19 protein-coding genes and 1 tRNA gene are annotated in these 18,433 nt (G+C 68.9%); 6 read left to right on the forward strand and 14 right to left on the reverse strand.

Features of this window, described 5'->3' with window-relative positions:
• Positions 1 to 44: 44 nt before the first annotated feature.
• The 3 genes from ACWF9G_RS28035 to ACWF9G_RS28045 form a co-directional block, all read right to left on the reverse strand.
• Positions 45 to 1,202, reverse strand: a complete 1,158-nt coding sequence (locus ACWF9G_RS28035) for a branched-chain amino acid ABC transporter substrate-binding protein (RefSeq protein WP_379310096.1) — start codon at positions 1,200 to 1,202, stop codon at positions 45 to 47.
• 273 nt (positions 1,203 to 1,475) lie between these two features.
• Positions 1,476 to 2,093 (reverse strand): ANTAR domain-containing response regulator, encoded by a 618-nt coding sequence (locus tag ACWF9G_RS28040; protein WP_189033992.1) that lies wholly within the window; start codon positions 2,091 to 2,093, stop codon positions 1,476 to 1,478.
• A 241-nt stretch (positions 2,094 to 2,334) separates the two neighbouring features.
• Positions 2,335 to 2,421 (reverse strand) — tRNA-Leu (locus tag ACWF9G_RS28045).
• Between the two features lie 425 nt (positions 2,422 to 2,846).
• Here ACWF9G_RS28045 and ACWF9G_RS28050 point away from each other — a divergent pair.
• Entirely contained in the window at positions 2,847 to 3,467 is a 621-nt protein-coding gene (locus ACWF9G_RS28050) for an arsenate reductase/protein-tyrosine-phosphatase family protein (RefSeq protein WP_379310097.1), read from the forward strand.
• Positions 3,468 to 3,562: 95 nt separating this feature from the next.
• Complete coding sequence (locus tag ACWF9G_RS28055) at positions 3,563 to 3,970, forward strand: RNA 3'-terminal phosphate cyclase-like family protein (protein ID WP_379310098.1); 408 nt, start codon at positions 3,563 to 3,565, stop codon at positions 3,968 to 3,970.
• 9 nt (positions 3,971 to 3,979) lie between these two features.
• On the opposite strand, the gene ACWF9G_RS28060 is transcribed toward ACWF9G_RS28055, so the two are convergent.
• From ACWF9G_RS28060 to ACWF9G_RS28110, 11 genes are all read right to left on the reverse strand, one after another.
• Positions 3,980 to 4,849, reverse strand: a complete 870-nt coding sequence (locus ACWF9G_RS28060) for an acyl-CoA thioesterase (RefSeq protein ID WP_452501147.1) — start codon at positions 4,847 to 4,849, stop codon at positions 3,980 to 3,982.
• A 41-nt stretch (positions 4,850 to 4,890) separates the two neighbouring features.
• Complete coding sequence (gene pyk, locus ACWF9G_RS28065) at positions 4,891 to 6,309, reverse strand: pyruvate kinase (RefSeq protein ID WP_379310099.1); 1,419 nt, start codon at positions 6,307 to 6,309, stop codon at positions 4,891 to 4,893.
• Between the two features lie 146 nt (positions 6,310 to 6,455).
• Positions 6,456 to 7,127, reverse strand: a complete 672-nt coding sequence (locus ACWF9G_RS28070) for an amino acid ABC transporter permease (protein WP_452518968.1) — start codon at positions 7,125 to 7,127, stop codon at positions 6,456 to 6,458.
• Positions 7,128 to 7,130: 3 nt separating this feature from the next.
• Positions 7,131 to 7,883: an amino acid ABC transporter substrate-binding protein gene (locus tag ACWF9G_RS28075; protein ID WP_379310122.1), complete on the reverse strand. Its 753-nt coding sequence runs from the start codon at positions 7,881 to 7,883 to the stop codon at positions 7,131 to 7,133.
• A 186-nt stretch (positions 7,884 to 8,069) separates the two neighbouring features.
• The gene (locus ACWF9G_RS28080) at positions 8,070 to 8,606 is read right to left on the reverse strand and encodes a TM2 domain-containing protein (RefSeq protein ID WP_452518970.1); all 537 of its coding nucleotides are present in this window, start codon (positions 8,604 to 8,606) and stop codon (positions 8,070 to 8,072) included.
• 224 nt (positions 8,607 to 8,830) lie between these two features.
• A complete protein-coding gene (gene lgt, locus ACWF9G_RS28085) occupies positions 8,831 to 9,928 on the reverse strand; it encodes a prolipoprotein diacylglyceryl transferase (RefSeq protein WP_379310102.1) in 1,098 nt (365 codons plus the stop codon).
• Between the two features lie 179 nt (positions 9,929 to 10,107).
• Complete coding sequence (gene trpA / locus ACWF9G_RS28090) at positions 10,108 to 10,920, reverse strand: tryptophan synthase subunit alpha (RefSeq protein ID WP_452518973.1); 813 nt, start codon at positions 10,918 to 10,920, stop codon at positions 10,108 to 10,110.
• A gap of 73 nt (positions 10,921 to 10,993) precedes the next feature.
• A complete protein-coding gene (trpB, locus tag ACWF9G_RS28095; RefSeq protein ID WP_452518975.1) occupies positions 10,994 to 12,253 on the reverse strand; it encodes a tryptophan synthase subunit beta in 1,260 nt (419 codons plus the stop codon).
• On the reverse strand, positions 12,250 to 13,071 hold the full coding sequence (gene trpC / locus ACWF9G_RS28100) for an indole-3-glycerol phosphate synthase TrpC (RefSeq protein ID WP_110040403.1): 822 nt from the start codon (positions 13,069 to 13,071) through the stop codon (positions 12,250 to 12,252). Before trpC ends, trpB begins: the two co-directional genes overlap by 4 nt.
• A 172-nt stretch (positions 13,072 to 13,243) precedes the next feature.
• Entirely contained in the window at positions 13,244 to 13,930 is a 687-nt protein-coding gene (locus ACWF9G_RS28105) for a TIGR02234 family membrane protein (RefSeq protein WP_379310107.1), read from the reverse strand.
• Between the two features lie 70 nt (positions 13,931 to 14,000).
• Positions 14,001 to 15,539: an anthranilate synthase component I gene (locus ACWF9G_RS28110; RefSeq protein WP_379310123.1), complete on the reverse strand. Its 1,539-nt coding sequence runs from the start codon at positions 15,537 to 15,539 to the stop codon at positions 14,001 to 14,003.
• A gap of 135 nt (positions 15,540 to 15,674) precedes the next feature.
• Between ACWF9G_RS28110 and ACWF9G_RS28115 the strand changes: the two genes are divergently transcribed.
• The 4 genes from ACWF9G_RS28115 to ACWF9G_RS28130 all read left to right on the forward strand — a co-directional run bounded on the left by ACWF9G_RS28115 (position 15,675) and on the right by ACWF9G_RS28130 (position 18,428).
• On the forward strand, positions 15,675 to 15,947 hold the full coding sequence (locus tag ACWF9G_RS28115) for a hypothetical protein (RefSeq protein WP_452518976.1): 273 nt from the start codon (positions 15,675 to 15,677) through the stop codon (positions 15,945 to 15,947).
• A 119-nt stretch (positions 15,948 to 16,066) separates the two neighbouring features.
• Positions 16,067 to 16,537, forward strand: a complete 471-nt coding sequence (locus ACWF9G_RS28120) for a peroxiredoxin (protein WP_379310109.1) — start codon at positions 16,067 to 16,069, stop codon at positions 16,535 to 16,537.
• A 67-nt stretch (positions 16,538 to 16,604) separates the two neighbouring features.
• Entirely contained in the window at positions 16,605 to 17,180 is a 576-nt protein-coding gene (locus tag ACWF9G_RS28125) for a permease (RefSeq protein ID WP_452518978.1), read from the forward strand.
• Positions 17,181 to 17,243: 63 nt separating this feature from the next.
• Positions 17,244 to 18,428, forward strand: coding sequence for a 4-hydroxybenzoate 3-monooxygenase (locus ACWF9G_RS28130; protein WP_452518980.1), 1,185 nt, complete (start codon positions 17,244 to 17,246; stop codon positions 18,426 to 18,428).
• The last annotated feature ends 5 nt before the right edge of the window (positions 18,429 to 18,433 follow it).

Consider the following 18,433-nt stretch of genomic DNA (forward strand, 5'->3'; position numbering starts at 1 on the left):
GCGCGTGGCATGGCCACGCGCACCGCTACACACTCTCGTGGGGACTACTTGACCTCGTACATCCAGATCTGGATGTTGGCCAGCTCGCCGGTCCCGCTCCACTGGTACTGGCGGGCGACACCGGTGCCGTTGTAGTTACGGACGTAGTCGACGAGCTCGGCGCGGGTGACCTTGCCCGAGTCGATGCCCTTGAGCAGGATCGTGGTCAGGTCGTAGCCTTCGACGGAGTAGACGCCGGGCGCCTGGCCGTTGAGCGCCTTGTACTCGGTCGCGAACTTCTCCGGCGCCGGGCTGCACGGGCACGACAGCAGCGCGCTCTCCGAGGAGCTACCGGCCTGGCGCACGAACTCGGGGTCGTTGCTGCCGTCGGCGGAGACGAAGGTCGCGGTCACGCCGCCGGACCGCAGCTGCTGCACGAACGGTGCCGCCTCCGCGTAGTAACCGGCGTAGAAGATGGCGTCGGGCTTGGCCGCGGACAGCTTCGACACCGCGGCCGAGAAGTCTTTGTCACCTTCCTTGACGCTGACCGCGCAGGACGCGTCGGCGGCCGGGCCTGCGGCGGTGTTGAACGCCTTGGCCAGACCGGCGCCGTAGTCGGTGTTGTCCTGCACGACGCAGATCTTCTTGTAGCCCTTCTCGCCGGTCAGGTAGTTGGCGACGGCCGGGCCCTGCGAGTCGTCGTTGCCCAGGCCGCGGAAGAAGGTCTTCCAGCCGTTCTGGGTCAGCGTCGGGTTGGTGGCCGATGCGGTCAGCGTGGGCATGCCCGCCTCGCTGAGGATCTGGCCGGTCGCCTTGGTCTCACCCGAGAAGGTGGGGCCGACCAGCGCGACGATGCTGGGATCGCTGACGATCGTCGGGATCACCTGGCTGGCGATCTGCGGCTTGCCCTCGGTGTCGAACTGCTTGACCGACACCTGACAATCCGGGTTGGCCTTGTTGTGCTGGTCGAGCGCCAGCTTGACGCCGTTGATGATGTTGATGCCGAGCGCGGCGTTACCGCCGGTCAGCGGGCCCGCCATCGCGATGGTCTGGGGCGCGCACTTGGCCTTGCCGTCACCCGCGGGATCGGCGGCCGCGCCCGCGTCGGTCTGCGCGACGGCCTTACCCTGGGTGTCGAGCTGAACTACCGGCTGGATCGAGAGATCGGTGTTGCCGCCACCGCCGCCGTCGGACGACTTGTCGCTGCATCCGGACAACACCAACGACGCGGCAGCTCCGATTACCAGAACTCCTCGCGTCGAACGACTGCGCCATGTCGAACTGAGCACGTCTCACCTCTATGTCCTGTGCTCCCCGGGGTCACCGAGGGGGCCGACCACGTTCAGCCCGGACAGAACATATCGCCGGTTTGTTAGATCCGCATCACATTCGCATCATGTCGGACGCTTCGAGTCCAGTCGTAGTTCACATTATTGTTTCGCTTACGTAAAGTTTTTCGGCTTTCGACGCGAGACCCGAAGCGGCGCGTTCCGGCGTCACTGCGGGGTGAGGTTCTCCAGCACGACTTCGGCGACCGCCTTCATGGTCGTGCGCCGATCCATCGCGGTGCGCTGAATCCATTTGAACGCCTGCGGTTCCGACAGGCCCTGGGTCTGCATGAGCACACCCTTGGCCCGCTCGACCAGTTTGCGCGTCTCCAACCGGTCCGACAGATTCGCGACTTCTGTTTCCAGCGCGGTGATTTCGTGGAAACGGCTCGCCGCGAGTTCGATCGCGGGCACCAGATCGGATTTGGTGAACGGCTTGACCAGATAGGCCATCGCGCCGGCGTCGCGGGCCCGCTCGACCAGGTCGCGCTGACTGAACGCGGTCAGGATTACCACGGGCGCAACACGTTTCGACGCGATCTCGGCGGCGGCGTCGATGCCGTCGCGGCGCGGCATCTTCACGTCCATGATCACCAGATCGGGGCGCATCTCCTCGGCCAGCTCGACGGCCTGCTGACCGTCGCCCGCCTCACCGACAACCTCGTAGCCCTCTTCCTTGAGCATCTCCACGAGGTCCATCCGGATGAGGGCCTCGTCCTCGGCGACGACGACGCGCTTGGCCGCGGCCTCACGCGTAGCGCCGGCGCCCGCTGCATTCGTGCTCATAGGTTCGACCCCTCTGGATTCCGATGCCTGTCGATCACACCACGACAGACGACGGCACCAACCGGGCGAGCCGGCCGGGAACCCGTCGTGGGTGACCGAGTGATGTAAAGAGTACCTTTCGCTTCCGCACAGAATGCAGTGAGCGGTCCGAAACCGCCGGTGAACGCGAGCGCGGTGACGTCGCGCACACCCCGCGACCGATACTCCCCCGCGGAGCGCGGCCGATGCCGCGCTACCGCCGTGGTGCCGAGTGTGGGACTCGAACCCACACGTCCTTTCGGACAACGGTTTTTGAGACCGTCGCGTCTGCCAGTTCCGCCAACCCGGCGCACCGCGGTCACTATAGCGCCTCGGCGCGCCGGGAAGCGAACCGCCGGTCGAACCCGCGTGAACGGCCACGTCGTCGCACCAGCTCGGCACGCGCCGGTGGCACCTCGGCCGGCGGGCCGCGTCCGCCCCCGAGGCGCCCGTGCGTGGCCGGATGTTCCCACTCGCGGCCGGGCGCACGGCGCCGCACCCTCAGCGCCGCCGGTTATTACCGAATCGAATTATTACACCACAAAAGAGTGATGATCGACACATATCGCTCGCAGGTTTCCGGTTCATATCTCGCGGGTATCACGGTCACGCACAACGGATTTCGCACCGCATTCATGTACAGGATTCAACCGAGAGGTGAATAAGTAGCGCCGCGCCTGTGATGGTTGTAATTCTGACCCACTACACGACAATCGACCCGATTACGGTATCGGTATGCACGTGTTGTTCGTCTGCAACTCCAACGTCTGCCGGTCGGTGATCGCCGAACGGCTCACCCGGGCGTTCGCGGCGGACAACGGCCTACCCGGGCTGACCGCGGAGAGCGCGGGGACGCGCGCGCTGGTCGGCTTCCCACCGGAACCGCTGGCCGCGGAGACCATCGCCAGCCTCGGCGGTGACGCCACCGGATTCAAGGCACGCAAACTCAAGCCAGAGATGGTCGACCGCGCCGACCTGGTGCTCGCGATGACCGAATCGCTGCGCGATCAGGTGGCCGAGCTCGCCTTCGGCGTCGCGCCGCGCACTTTCGCCCTCGCCGAGGCGCACCGCATCGCCAAGGTCACGGGCGCGAAATCCATTGCCGCACTGGACCGCGCCCGCAACGATCTGGCCTACGTCGGCCGGGAGAACATCGCCGACCCGATCGGCCTGTCCCCCGAGGCCTTCCTCGAGGTCGGCGACAAGATCGCCGACCTGCTTTTCCCCCTGTTGGAGGCGCTCGCGCCGCACGAGCAGACCACACTCACCGGCAACGACGAGCGCCCCGGGCTGGTCATCGAACCGGCGCCCGCGCGTCCGCTCTCGGCATTTCTGGCCGCCCAGCGCAGGCGCTGAGCGCAAGGCTGTTCGCCGGAGGGCCCGAGGGATTACACTTCGGCGCGGACGTGCTGTTCCCCTTGCTGGTTCGACACACGACAGGAACTTCAGACATGCCGAAACGCATTTCGGATGTTTCGCTCCATGTGTATGTGACACCGGAAATTCTCGACCGCATCGTCGCCAGTGTCCGGACGGTCCTCGACGACCACCTCCAGGACCGCGATGTGTTCGCCTGGCGGTTCACCCTGCCCGTCGACGCGGCCGATCCCGTCCATCAGGAACTCGAATCACACTGGCGCGGTGCGCATCCCGGCGCCGAACCGGGCGCCGAGACCACCTCCGAGATCGCGCTCAGCCTGGTCGGCGATCCGGCCGACCTCACCGACACCGATATCGCCGGCCTCGAGCACGGCCTGGCGCTGGCGGTGTACGGCGCGGCCACCGACGCCGTCCCGTTCGTGCTGCGCGCCCACCAGCGCACCGATGTCGAGCTCGAACTCGACCGCGAACACCGCTGAGGTGCTCGCTCAGCGGGCCGGGAAGTGCCGGATGACGCCTTCCTGGACCGTGGTCGCGAGCAATTCCCCACTGCGCGAATAGAATCGGCCGGTCGCCAGGCCACGCGAGCCGGCCGCGACCGGTGATTCGGTGGCGTAGAGGGTCCAGTCGTCGAAGCGGAACGGGCGATGGAACCAGATCGAATGGTTCACCGTGGCCGCCAGGATCCGGTCCAGACCCCACGACAATCCGTGCGTGGTGATGATCGAATCGAGCACGGTGGTGTCGGAGGAGTAGCCCAGCGCGGCCACGTGCAGCAGCGGATCGTCGGGCAGCGCGCCGTCGGTGCGCATCCACACGCGGTTGTGGTTGAGCTTCTCGCCGGTGCCCTTGAGGATCCACGCCGGATCGTTGGTGTAGCGCATGTCGACCGGGTGCGGGGCGTTGATGAACATCTCCAGCTTGTCCTCGAAGCCGGCGAAGCTCTCCTCGATCCGGGGCAGCGTCTCCGGATCGGGCACCTGCGGGCCCTCGTGGGCGTGCTCGAGGCCCTTGCCCCAGTCCTGGAACGCCGCCAGCATGACGAACAGCTCCTGGCCGTCCTGGCTGGCGGTGACCGTCCGGTTCGCGAGCGCGCGGCCGTCGCGATGCCGCTGCACGTGGTACTCGATCGGCTTCTTCACGTCGCCACCGCGCACGAAATGCGCGTTGATCGCGTGCAGCGGCCGCTCACCGGCGGTGCGTCCGGCAGCGACGATCGCCTGCGACACCAGCTGCCCGCCGAAGGTGCGGCTCCACACCTTCTCGGGATGGTTGCCGAGGAAGACGTCCTCGCCGATCGGTTCGAGGTCGAGCAGGTCGAGCAGCACCCGCAGATCGGGGGACGGCTCGCCCTGCACTGTCTCGACCTCGATCGATCCGCCTGCCGAACTACTCACGACTAGTGGTCCTCCTCGCCGATGCGATGAACGTGGATCAGGTTGGTGGAACCGACGGTACCCGGCGGGGAACCGGCCACGATGACCACCAGGTCACCCTTGCGGTACCGATCCATCGACAACAGCGCCTGGTCGACCTGATGAATCATCGCGTCGGTGCTCTGCACCATCGGCACGATGAAGGTCTCGGTGCCCCAGGTCAGCGTCAGCTGGCTGCGCACCTCCGGCAGCGGGGTGAACGCCAGCAGCGGCAGCGGGGTGTGCAGGCGGGCCAGGCGGCGCACGGTGTCACCGGACTGGGTGAAGGCCACCAGGGCCTTGGCGTTGAGCCGCTCGCCGATGTCGCGGGCGGCGTAGGAGATCACGCCACGCTTGGTGCGCGGGACGTGGGTCAGCGGTGGCACCCGGTGCGTCTCGGACTCCACCGCGGTGACGATGCGGCTCATGGTGCGCACCGCGTCGATCGGCCACGCACCGACGGAGGTCTCTCCCGAGAGCATCACCGCGTCGGCGCCGTCGAGCACCGCGTTGGCGACGTCGGAGGCCTCGGCGCGGGTCGGGCGGGAGTTCTCGATCATCGACTCCAGCATCTGGGTCGCGACGATGACCGGCTTGGCGTTCTCGCGCGCCATCTGGATGGCCCGCTTCTGCACCAGCGGGACCTGCTCGAGCGGCAGCTCGACGCCGAGGTCGCCGCGGGCGACCATCACCGCGTCGAAGGCGAGCACGATCGCCTCGAGGTTGTCGATCGCCTCCGGCTTCTCCAGCTTGGCGATGACCGGCACCCGGCGGCCTGCCTTGTCCATGATGTCGTGCACCAGCTCGATGTCGGACGGCGAGCGCACGAACGACAGCGCGATGAAGTCCACGCCCAGCTTCAGGGCGAATTCGAGGTCTTCGATGTCCTTCTCGGACAAGGCGGGCACCGACACGTCCATGCCGGGCAGCGACAGGCCCTTGTTGTTGCTCACGGGGCCACCCTCGGTGACCCGGCAGACGACGTCGTTGCCGTCGATGCTCTCCACCGTCAGGCCGACCTTGCCGTCGTCGACGAGCAGGCGGTCGCCTGCCTTGGCGTCCTGCGCGAGCTGCTTGTAGGTGGTCGAGACACGGTCGTGGGTGCCGTCGACGTCGTCGACGGTGATCCGCACCTGCTCGCCGTTGGCCCAGGTGGTGCGGCCGTCGGTGAACCGGCCGAGGCGGATCTTGGGGCCCTGCAGGTCGGCGAGGATGCCGACCGCGCGACCGGTCTCGTCCGAGGCCGCGCGGACCATCTTGTAGTTGTCGGCATGGTCGGCGTGCTCACCATGGCTGAAGTTCAGCCGGGCCACATCCATGCCGCTTTCGACGAGCTCACGAATACGGTCCTGGGTGGCCGTAGCCGGTCCGAGGGTGCACACAATCTTCGTCCGTCGCATCACACCGGCAAGCCTAGTACTGTCCCGCCGCTCCGCGTACTTCGCCGGTCGGGGGGTGCAAGGCCCCTACTCGACCGGACCGGCGGATATCGGCGGGGCATGGGCCGGGCGTTCCCGGCGAGTTACCCAGGTGTTCACGAAATGAGTTGTCACCGAACGGCGACGTGCCTCGACAGCCGCGTTTCCAAGCGGGTCTGGCCGACACCGAGGATCAGGCAGATGACCCAGTAGTAGAGGGCCGCGACGCCGTAGAGGGCGAAGAAGTCGAAGGTGGGCGCGGCCGCCAGCTGGGCGGTGCGCAGCAGTTCGGTGACCAGGATGGTCGAGGCCAGCGAGGTGTCCTTCACCAGGGAGATGAGCGTGTTCGACAGCGGCGGCACCGCGATCCTGGACGCCTGCGGGAAGACGACGTACCAGAGCGTCTGCGGGTAGGTCATGCCCAGCGACTCGGCCGCCTCCCACTGCCCGTGGGCGACGCTCAGGATCGCCGAGCGCACCACCTCCGCGGCGTACCCGCCGACATTGAGGCTGAACGCGATCACCGCCGCCGGGAACGGGTCGATGACGATCCCGAACTGCGGCAGCGCGTAGAACACGATGAACAGCTGCACCAGCAGCGGGGTGCCGCGGATGATCGAGATGTAGAAGCGGGCGGGCAGTGACAGCGCCCGCTTCGACGACATCCGCGCCAGCGCGACCCCGACCGCGATCGCCAGGCCGATGACGAAACTGATCGCCGTCAGCGGCAGCGTCGCGGTCACCGTGGCCTTCAGCATCGGCCACAGGTTGTGCCAGATCAGCTCCCTGGTTGCGGGATCCATCCGCTATTTGCTGACGTCGGTGCCGAAGTACTTCTCCGACAGCCTGGTCAGCGTGCCGTCGGCGCGCAGCTGTTCGAGCGCCTTGTCGATATCGGCGATCAGCGCCGCGTCGTCCTTCCGGGCGGCGAAGGCCTGCTTGCTGGTCTCACCGGTCCTGGCCGCGATCTTGATGCCGGTGTCGCCGGTCTTCTTGGTGTACTCACCGACCGCCAGGGTGTCGTTGACCGTGGCGTCGACGCGACCGGCCTTCAGCAGCTGCACCGCCTGCACGAAGCCTTCCACCGCTTCGACTTTCGCACCGGCGCCCGCGGCGACCTTGCTCCAGTTGCTGGTCGCGGACTGCGCGGTGGTCTTGCCCGACAGATCGGCCAGCGAGGTGATGGTGGTGTTGTCGGCCTTGGTGACGATCACGCCCTCGGAGGTCGTGTACGGCTGCGACAGCGAGTACTTGGCCGTGCGCTCGGGGTTGACGGTGACCTGGTTGGCGACCAGATCGAAGCGCTTGGACTCCAACCCGGCGAAGATCGAATCCCACGGCGTCTGCACGAATTCCACCCGCTTGCCGAGCTTCTCGCCGATCGCCCGCGCGACCTCGACGTCGTAACCGGTCAGCGTGCCGCTGTCCTGGTAGCTGAACGGCGCGTAGGTGCCTTCGGTGCCCACCTTCAGCACATTCGGGTCGGCATCGGACGAGCAGGCCGACAGACCCGTCGCGGCGACAACGGCGAGTACGGCGGCGGCAAGCAGTTTGCGCACGGTCAATCCCTTCCTTCGCTGCGCGCATCAGGGCACGCGCAGGCCAAGCGACGCTACGGCGCCACCACAGACGGAGACAGAGTATCGCTCACCGTGATCGCAATTCCGGTGGGGAAACACACTGAGCTTATTCGAGAAACGGGCACTCCGCGCGACGCGGAGCACCCGTTCGACGGTGCCGGGCGATCAGTCGCGCAGCGGACGGCCCTGCGCGTCGGGCACCTTGCCGGTGAGCATCATGATGCCGTCGATCAGCGGCCAGATGGCGCCGATGCCACAGGTCAGCCAGACGACCGCGATCTGGGCGATGCCCAGACCGGTGTAGCCCAGGTAGAAACGGCCGACACCGAAGCTGCCGAGGAAGATCTCCAGCAGACCGGCCATCAGCTTCTGCTTGTCCGAGAACGGGACGCCGTACATGTCACGGCCGTACGGCGCTTCCGGATCGGCCGGGTTATAGCCCTGCGGCATGGCGCCGTACGGCGCGGCGCCGTAGACGGGCTGCGGCTGGGCGTACGGGTCGGCGGGCTGACCGTACTGGGGCTGGCCGTACTGCGGCTGACCGTACCCCGGCTGCTGCTGCTGGCCGTAGCCCGGCTGCTGCGCGTACGGATCCGAGGGCTGGCCGTAGGCGGGCTGGCCGTACTGCGGCTGGGAGCCGGAGTCGGGCTGCTTGCTCAGGTCGGGGCCGTACTGGGGATTGGGGTTGTAGGGGTCGGTCACTCATGTCCTCCATCATTCGTGCGGGTACCCGTCGTGGCCCCCGGCCAGTGGCGATCGGCCGAACGGCGGTGCGCCCGCGACGATCACCGGTCATTGTGGTCATAAGGACCGGCCGTTGTCTCCTCGGGCCCCTACGATCGGTCCTCGACACTCTGCCCGGAATATCGCGACGGGCGCCCGGAATGTTGCCGGACGCCCGTCGTATTCGAGTCGAAAGCTGTCGATCAGGCCTTCTTCGCGCCGGATTGCTCCGGCTCAGCGGTGTCTGCCGCGTCGTCGGCGGTCGGCGCCGGGTCGGTCTTCTTCAGCTCCGGCTCGGCGTCGGCGCCGTCGGCCGCGTCATCGGCGGAGTCCTTCGCGGTGTCCTCGGTGGAATCCGTTGCCTCGGTGGACTTGCCCGCCGCCCCGGCGGCACGCAGCGCCGAGAACTGCCACGGCCACGGCCGCGGCTCACCACCGGGCTGCAGCTGCGCCGGTGTCTCGCGGCCCTTGGTCGCCAGCGCGAAATAGGCCATGGCGCCGAGGAATACGAGGGCGGCGGTGAACGAGTTGATCCTGATGCCGAGGATATGGGTGGCTTCGTCGCTGCGCATCAGCTCGACGAAGAAGCGCCCGAAGCTGTAGCCGGCGACGTAGAGCGCGAACAGGCGGCCGTGGCCGATCTTGTAGCGCTTGTCCAGCTGCACCAGCGCGACGACGACCAGCACGTTCCACACCAGCTCGTACAGGAACGTCGGGTGCACGACCTCGAGTACCCGGCCGGTCGACACGCCGTTCATCATGTCGCGCGCGCCGGTCTCCGCGTCGAAGCGCTCGTAGATCTCGAGGCCCCACGGCACCTCGGTGGTGCGGCCGTAGAGCTCCTGGTTGAAGTAGTTGCCGAGGCGGCCGATCGCCTGCGCGAGCAGCACCGCGGGCGCGATCGCGTCGCCGAGCGGGGGCAGCGGGATCTTGTAGACCCGGCAGCCGATCCAGGCGCCGATGCCGCCGAGGAACACCGCGCCCCAGATGCCGAGGCCGCCCTGCCAGATGTAGAGCGCCTCGATCGGGTGCTTGCCGGGACCGAAGTACTTCTGCCAGTCGGTGGCCACGTGGTACAGCCGGCCGCCGATCAGGCCGAACGGCACCGCGAACATCGCGACGTCGAGCACAGCGCCCTGCTGGCCGCCACGCTGTTGCCACCGGCGCTCACCCCACCAGATGGCGACGACGATGCCGAGAATGATGAACAGCGCGTATGCCCGGAGCGGGAAGGGCCCGAGTTGCCAGACACCCTGCGGCGGACTCGGAAGGTAGGCCAGGACTGAGTTCACGGCCCCCACGTTAGTTGAGTGCCGTACCAAGGAGTGACCGTGACCCTGACGTGGGTGGTCCACCACATGAAGAGGGCACCGATACAGGCTCCGCACAACCCATTTCGCGAGAACATGGGTAACTCACCGGGGACGGGCTCCCCCGCCTCCCGCCTGACCGCCGGCCGCGTGGCCGTCCGACCCCGCGCCTAGATCTGGCCAGAAGTCGCGGGGAGGCGGGACCGCACGCCTTCGGCGAGCTCGCTGGTCAGGGCGCGTACGGCGTCGAGACCCTCGGCCGCGGCCGTCACCAGCGCCGATCCGACGATCACGCCGTCGGCGTACGCGGCGATCTCGGCGGCCTGGGCACCCGAGCGCACGCCCAGGCCGACGCCGATCGGGATGTCGGAATGCGCGCGGACCCGCGCGCACAGCGCGGGCGCGGCCGAGGAGACCACGTCACGCGCGCCGGTCACACCCATGGTCGAGGCGGCGTAGATGAATCCACGCGAGGCCTCCAGCGTCTTCACCAGGCGCTCCTCGGTCGACGACGGCGCGACAAGGAAGATGCGGTCCAGGTTGTGCGTGGCCGAGGCGATGAACCAGTCGTCGGCCTCGTCGGGGATCAGGTTCGGCGTGATGATGCCGGCGCCACCGGCCGCGGCCAGGTCGCGGGAGAAGGTGTCGACGCCGTACTGGAGCACCGGGTTCCAGTAGCTCATCACCACGGCCTGACCACCCGCGTCGGTGATCGCCTCGACGACGGAGAACACGTCGCGCACCCGCACGCCACCGCGCAGCGCCTGCTCGGCGGCGGCCTGGATGGTCGGGCCGTCCATCACCGGGTCGGAGTACGCCACGCCGACTTCGATGATGTCGCAACCGGATTCGACCATGGCCTTGCACACGTCGATGGAACCGGCCAGATCGGGGTAGCCCGCGGGGAGGTAGCCGATCAGGGCGGCCCTGTTCTCCGCGCGCGCGGCGGCGAAGGTGTTGGCCAGACGGGACTGCTGACTCACGGCCGCTCCTCGCTGACGCTCGTCGCGGCCGACGTCATGGACGCTGTGTTGATGGTGCCCTCGCTTCGCTCGGTCACTGCTGGTTCTCCTCGGCGGCGTCGTCGAACAGACCGAACCAGCGGCCCGCGGTGTCCATGTCCTTGTCGCCGCGACCGGACAGGTTGACCAGGATGATCGCGCCCTTGCCGAGTTCCTTGCCGAGCTTCAGCGCACCGGCCACGGCATGCGCGGACTCGATCGCCGGGATGATGCCCTCCGAGCGCGAGAGCAGCAGCAGCGCGTCCATCGCCTCGACGTCGGTGATCGGCTCGTACTCGGCGCGCCCGATGTCCTTGAGGTGGGCGTGCTCGGGGCCGACGCCCGGATAGTCGAGACCGGCCGAGATCGAATGCGATTCGATGGTCTGGCCGTCCTCGTCCTGCAGCAGGTACGAGTAGGCACCCTGGAACGCGCCCGGCGTGCCACCGGTGAAGGTGGCCGCGTGCCGACCGGTCTCGACGCCGTCACCGGCCGCCTCGTACCCGATCAGCCGCACGCCCGCGTCGGGGATGAAGGCGTGGAAGATGCCGATGGCGTTGGAGCCGCCGCCGACGCAGGCAACGACCGCCTCGGGCAGCCTGCCCGTGCGCTCCTGGATCTGCTGGCGCGCCTCGATCCCGATGATGCGCTGGAAATCGCGCACCATCAGCGGGAACGGGTGCGGGCCCGCGGCGGTGCCGAAGCAGTAGTAGGTGTCGTCGGCGTTGGAGACCCAGTCGCGCAGCGCCTCGTTGATGGCGTCCTTGAGGGTCTGCGAGCCGGTGGTCACCGAGATCACCTCGGCGCCGAGCAGCCGCATGCGGGCCACGTTCAGCGCCTGACGCGCGGTGTCGACCGCGCCCATGTAGATCACGCAGTCCAGGCCGAGCAGCGCGCACGCGGTCGCGGTCGCGACGCCGTGCTGGCCGGCACCGGTCTCGGCGATGACGCGGGTCTTGCCCATCCGCTTGGCGAGCAGCGCCTGGCCGAGCACATTGTTGATCTTGTGCGAGCCGGTGTGGTTGAGGTCCTCGCGCTTGAGGAAGATCCGCGCGCCGCCCGCGTGCTCGGCCAGGTTGAGGCACTCGAACACCGGCGAGGGACGCCCGGTGTAGTCGCGCTGCAGCCGGTCGAGCTCGTCGAGGAAGCTGTGGTCGGAGCGGACCTTGTCGTACTCGGCGGTGACCTCCTCGATCACCGCCATCAGCGCCTCGGGGACGTGCCGTCCGCCGTAGACGCCGAAGTGGCCACCCGCGTCGGGTTCGTAGTCGCTGTGCTGGGCGACGCCCGCACTGGCCTGGGGCAGAGCGCTCACCGGATGCTCCGCCTTGCCGGCTTCGGGCAGGACGGGTGGGTGCCCGCGGTCACCAGCTCCGACACCGCCGCGCGCGGGTTGCCGCTGGTCACCAGGCCCTCGCCGACGAGCACCGCGTCGGCGCCCGCGCCGGCGTAGGCCAGCAGGTCGGCGGTACCGCGGATGCCGGACTCGGCGACCCGGATGACCTCCGACGGCAGGCCGGGGGCGATCCGCGCGAAGACGTCGCGGTCCACTTCCAGGGTCTTGAGGTTGCGCGCGTTGACACCGATCACCGACGCGCCCGCTTCCAGCGCGCGATCGGCCTCTTCCTCGGTGTGCACTTCTACCAGGGCGGTCATGCCCAGTGATTCGGTGCGGTCGATCAGCGAGGACAGCACGTCCTGCTCGAGCGCGGCCACGATCAGCAGGATCACGTCGGCGCCATGGGCACGGGCCTCGTGGATCTGGTACGGGCCGACGACGAAGTCCTTGCGCAGGACCGGGATGTTCACGGCGGCGCGGACGGCATCGAGGTCGTCGAGCGAACCACCGAAGCGGCGGCCCTCGGTGAGCACGCTGATGATGCGCGCGCCACCGTCTTCGTAGGCCTTGGCCAGGACGGCCGGGTCCGGGATGTCGGCCAGCGCGCCCTTGGAGGGGCTGGCACGCTTCACCTCGGCGATGACACCGATCCCGTCCTCGTGCAACGCGGCGGCCGCGTTCAGCGGCGCCTTGGCGGCGGCCGCTGCGGCTTTGATCGCCTGAAAATCGAGGAGGGCTTCGCGAGCGGCAACATCCGCCCGAACCCCGTCGAGAATCGAGTCGAGTACCGTCATCTGGCTCGAATCCTTTCTGGGGAGACGAACTTCTCACCTGAGAGTCCCCTCAGGCGCTGTCTCACCGATGCTGGACAAGAATAAATGGCCGCCGCGCGTGTCACTGCGGCGGGGGTGCCGGGGGTCACTGCCGCGGAGCAGGCCGGCGTCACTGTGGTGGATCCGTGGCGGGTCACGGCGTGCCGCCGGGCGACTTGCCGTCGTCGTCCGGTCCCTCGGCGGTGTCGGTCGGGTCGGTGCCCGCGTCGAGCGCGTCCCACAGCACGCGGTCCGACAGCGGCGCCGCGGTGCCGGTCTCGTCGCGCTGCTTGCTCACCTGGGCGCTGGCGTCGGCACGCCGGAAGACCGGGTTGTCGTAGGCGCCGGAGAGCTGGGCGTTCTCCCCGGTCCGGCGGGTGAGCAGGACTCCGGCGAACAGCGCGAGCGCCGCCGCGACGATCGATAGCACCGCGGGCGCCGGGTGCACGTCGGCGCTGCTGACGACGGCGCGCACCGGCAGCTCGGCCAGCTGGCCCGCCCGCTCCGCGGTCCGGCCCTCCCCCACGACCAGCGCGAACCCCGGCACGGCGGCGACCGCGGCGACCACCGCGATCACCACACCGAGCAGCTGGCGCAGTCCGCCCTTCACCGCGAACACCGCGGCGATCGAGGCGACCAGCACCAGCGCCAGCGGGGTGAGCGCGCCGAACCAGGTGGCACCGTCGAGATCGTCGGTGCGCGGTTCGGTGAGCCCGTCGGCGGAGTGCACCGTCACCCAGGTCATCCGCGACGACGCCCACAGCCCCGCCGCCGCCAGCGCCAGCAGCGCCACCGGGACGACCGGTTTGGCGGCGGGCGCGGGGGCGGCAGCGTCGGTCATGCTGTCTCCATTCGGCATGCTCGGGCGCCCTGCGTGGTTACGCAAGCTGCCTCCTCCGGGCGCTGACCGCTCATGCCAGGCCGCCCTCGTAGGTGCGCAGGGTCTGGGCCGCCGCGATCGCCTTGAGCACCGCCATGGCCTTGTTGCGGGCCTCGGTGTCCTCGTAGACCGGATCGGAGTCGGCGACCACGCCCGCACCGGCCTGCACGTAGGCCGTGCCGTCCTTGAGCAGCGCGGTGCGGATGGCGATGGCGGTGTCGGCGTCACCGGCGAAGTCGAGGTAGCCGACGACGCCGCCGTAGATGCCGCGCCTGGTCGGTTCCAGCTCCTCGATCAGCTCCATTGCCCGCACCTTCGGCGCGCCCGACAACGTGCCGGCCGGGAAGCAGGCCTGCACCGCGTCGAGCGCGATCTTGCCCTCGGCGAGCTGTCCGGACACCGTCGAGACCAGGTGCATGACGTGGCTGTAGCGCTCGACGTGGCGGTACTGGGTGACCCGCACGGTGCCGGGGCGGCAGACCCGGCCCAGGTCGTTGCGGCCCAGGTCGACGAGCATCAGGTGCTCGGCGTTCTCCTTCTCGTCGGCGAGGAGGTCCTTCTCGAGCAGGATGTCGTCCTCGGCGCTGTGCCCGCGCCAGCGGGTGCCCGCGATCGGATGGGTCGTCGCGACCCCGTCCTTCACGGTGACCAGCGATTCGGGGCTGGAGCCGACGATCGAGAACGCCGTGCCGCCGTCGCCGTCGGGGATGTGCATCAGGTACATGTACGGGCTCGGGTTCGAGGCCCGCAGCATCCGGTACACAGCCAGCGGCGAGCCGGTGTAGTCCATCTCGAAGCGCTGCGAGAGCACCACCTGGAACGCCTCGCCCGCCTCGATCTCCTTGATCAGCCGCAGCACGCCCGCACCGAATTCCTCGGTCGTGCGCCTGCGCAGGAACTGTGGCTCCGGCTGGTCGAAGACCGACACCGTCGACGGCGCAGGCGTGGCCAGCGCGGCGGTCATCCGGTCGAGCCGGGCGACGGCGTCGTCGTAGGCGGCGTCGGCGTTCTCGTCGGTGCCGTTCCAGTTCACCGCGTTGGCGATGAGGGTGATCGCGCCCTCGTGGTGGTCGAACGCGGCCAGGTCGGTGGCCAGCATCAGGACGAGTTCGGGCAGTTGCAGATCGTCGGTGGCCAGCTCGGGCAGCCGTTCGATCCGGCGCACCGCGTCGTAGCCGAGGTAGCCGACCAGGCCGCCGGTCAGCGGCGGCAGACCGGGCAGGCGCTCGGTGCGCAGCAGTTCGAGGGTCTCGTGCAGCGCGCGCAGCGGATCACCGCCGGAGGGAGCGTCGGCCGGTACCGCGCCGAGCCAGGTCGCCTCGCCGTCGACGACGGTCAGCGCCGACGGACTGCCCGCGCCGATGAACGACCAGCGCGACCACGATCGCCCGTTCTCGGCGGACTCGAACAGGAAGGTGCCCGGCCGGTCGTCGGCCAGCTTGCGGTAGGCCGAAAGCGGAGTTTCGGAGTCCGCCAGCACCTTTCGGGTCACCGGGACGACCCGGTGCTCGGCGGCGAGCAGCCGGAACTGGTCGCGGGTCGTGGTGGTTGGTGTCGACGCGCCCTGCATGAACCCATCATCCCAGGCGTGCCGCAGCACCTGTGCGCTGACCCGACCCGCGCCGCGAGACGGGGTGATCGGCATCACTACACTCGCGCGCGTTCCATGTCGCATGCGGTATCCCTTTTCCCGAGAGGAGCACTGTTGAATCCCTCGCTTCAGGGCGCACAGGACGGCCGGCCGGCCGTCATGTCGCAGCAGCACTTCGGTCCCCGTCAGCAGTCCACGGCCAGCGCACTCACGTCGTTCGTCACCTACGCCAAAGAGGTGCAGGACCTGGACGAGAAGATCTACCCGGACGAGTACGCCGCGCACTGCCACCTGATCCGGCAGCTCGAGCCGATGCTGCGTGTCCACGGCATCCTCGACGTGATGGAGATCCGCAACCCGGCGATCGCGGCCCTGCTCGAGCGCTAGGCACCGCTCGGCGGGTGCGGTCCGTCGGGGGCGGTGCCCGCCGATCACGAATTCGATCCCCGTTCGTCTCGGCGGACGGGGATCTTTCGCGCTCGGCGGCAGGTCGATAGGGTCGGGTCATGCAGCCAGGCCAGCGCGCTCCGCAGTTCGAGCTCCCCGACCAGTCCGCCCAGCTCCGCACGCTCGACGGCTTGCTCGCCGACGGCCCGCTCGTGCTGTTCTTCTACCCGGCGGCCAACACCCCGGTGTGCACGGCCGAGGCCTGCCACTTCCGCGATCTGAGCGCGGAGTTCGCCGCCATCGGCGCCTCGTGCGCGGGCATCAGCACCGACAGCACCGAGGTGCAGGCCGGTTTCGCGACCAAGCAGCGCCTGGACTACCCGGTGCTCTCCGACGCCGACGGCGCGGTGGCCGCTGCGTTCGGCGTCAAGCGCGGTCTGCTCGGCAAACTCGCCCCGGTGAAGCGGCACACCTTCGTCATCGACACCGACCGGACGATCCTGAAGGTCGTGACCGGCGAACTCCGCGCGGCCGTGCACGCGGACGAGGCGCTGGCCTTCCTGCGCGCCCGCACGACTACGGGCGAGTAGCAACCTATCCGGAAACGCCGGGCGCCGGATCGGCGTCCGGCCCTATGACCGCATCTACGCTGAGGACATGACAACCGGCGAGGTGCGGTCGAGCGGTCAGAAGCCGACCGCGACGGTGTGGCGCAATCGGGCGACCGTCACGGTCGCCACGGCCGCTGTCCTGGTGATCGCCTACTTCATCCTGTCGTCGTTCATCCCGCGCTGGTGGGCACAGCGGCTGGCGAGCCTGGTGCACGGCAGCTTCAGCCAGGGCATCTGGTGGGGTCTGGTCTACGGCCTGGTGTTCACGCTGGTGCCGCTGCTGCTGTTGCTGCTCGCGGTGCGGATGTGGAACCGCAAGGGCGGCAAGTTCATCGCGGGCGCGGCGGTGATCATCGCCCTGCTCGGCGCGCTGCCCAACCTGATGACCCTCACGATCGTGCTCGGCGGCAACAACGCCGCCCATGCCGGTCAGCGCATCCTCGATGTCGACGCCCCCGCCTTCCGCGGCGCCTGCCTGGTCGGCGCCGTCGTGGCAGCGGTGATCTTCCTGCTGGTCCTCGCCCTGATGGGCAAACGGGGCCTCACCCGCCGCAAGGCGGCCAAGTCCGCCGCGACGTCGTCCACGCTGACGCCACCGGCGCGAGATAGCAATGTCACATAAGCCCGGCAACACGCCCTCGCGGCGCGCTTCCGATTCCGCCGAGGTGTCCTAAGCTCCGGTCTCATGCGCGTGGCGAGCACCGATCGCACCACCGCGGTCCTGGTCCTCGGCGCTGGTCCCGCCGGCTTGGTCCTCGGCAATATCCTGCAAGCGGCCGGGATAGATTCCGTGATCCTCGAACGGCGCGATCGCGCGCACATCGAGCAGCGAGCGCGGGCCGGTTTCCTGGCGCCAGGCAGTGTCGCGGTCCTGCGTGAGCACGGCCTCGACACCGGCTTGCGCGAGCGCGGACGCACCCATGGGACTTGCGAATTCCGTAGTGACACCGGACGTTTCGCGCTGTCCTACGACGAGCTCGGACGACGCGAGGTACACACCGTCTACCCGCAGCAGCACCTGGTGACCGATCTGGCCGCCGAGTATCTGCGCCGCGGCGGCGACCTGCGTTGCCAGACCACCGCCGAACGGATCGGTGACGAGCACGGTGACCGTCCGTGGGTCCTTGCCCGTGCCGCCGACGGCAGCGCGTATCGGATCGCCGCCCGCTATCTGGTGGGTTGCGACGGCGCGCGTGGCGTCGCCAGACACGCCGTCGCCGTTGCCCGATCGACGTGCGACTACGACATCACCTGGCTCGCCTTGCTGGCACAGGCCCCACCGACGTGCGAGACCGTCGTCTACGGCGTTCACGCCGACGGCTTCGCCGGGCAGATGCCGCGCAGTCCGGAGATCACCCGCTATTACGTGCAGTGCTCGCCCGACGAGGATCCCCTGAACTGGAGCGAGGACCGCGTCTGGGCCGCCCTGTCCACGCGACTTCGCGCCGACCGGTACGGGCCGCTGCGGACCGGCCCGATCGTCGAGCGCGGCCTGGTCCGGCTCCGGTCGGAGATCCTCGACCCGATCCAGCGGGGACGGTTGTTCCTCGCGGGCGACGCGGCCTCCTCGATCAGCCCGTCGGCCGCCAAGGGCGCCAATCTGGCCATTCTCACCGCGCAGTCGCTGGCGCTCGCGCTCGCCGCCGCCGTCGAACGCGGGGACGAGTCGGGCCTGCGGCGGCATTCGGCCGTGTGCGTGCCGCGCATCCGCCGGGCCCACGAGTTCTCGCACTGGATGATCGGCCTGCTCCATCCGCCCGCCGGACCACAGGCCGCCTTCGAACGCGAACTCCAGCGTGCCCGGCTGCACAGCCTGGCCACCTCACGGACACACCAGGACTTTTTCGCGGAGAACTACGTCGGCATCTGAATCCA

The organism is Nocardia sp. NPDC055029 (assembly GCF_053608525.1).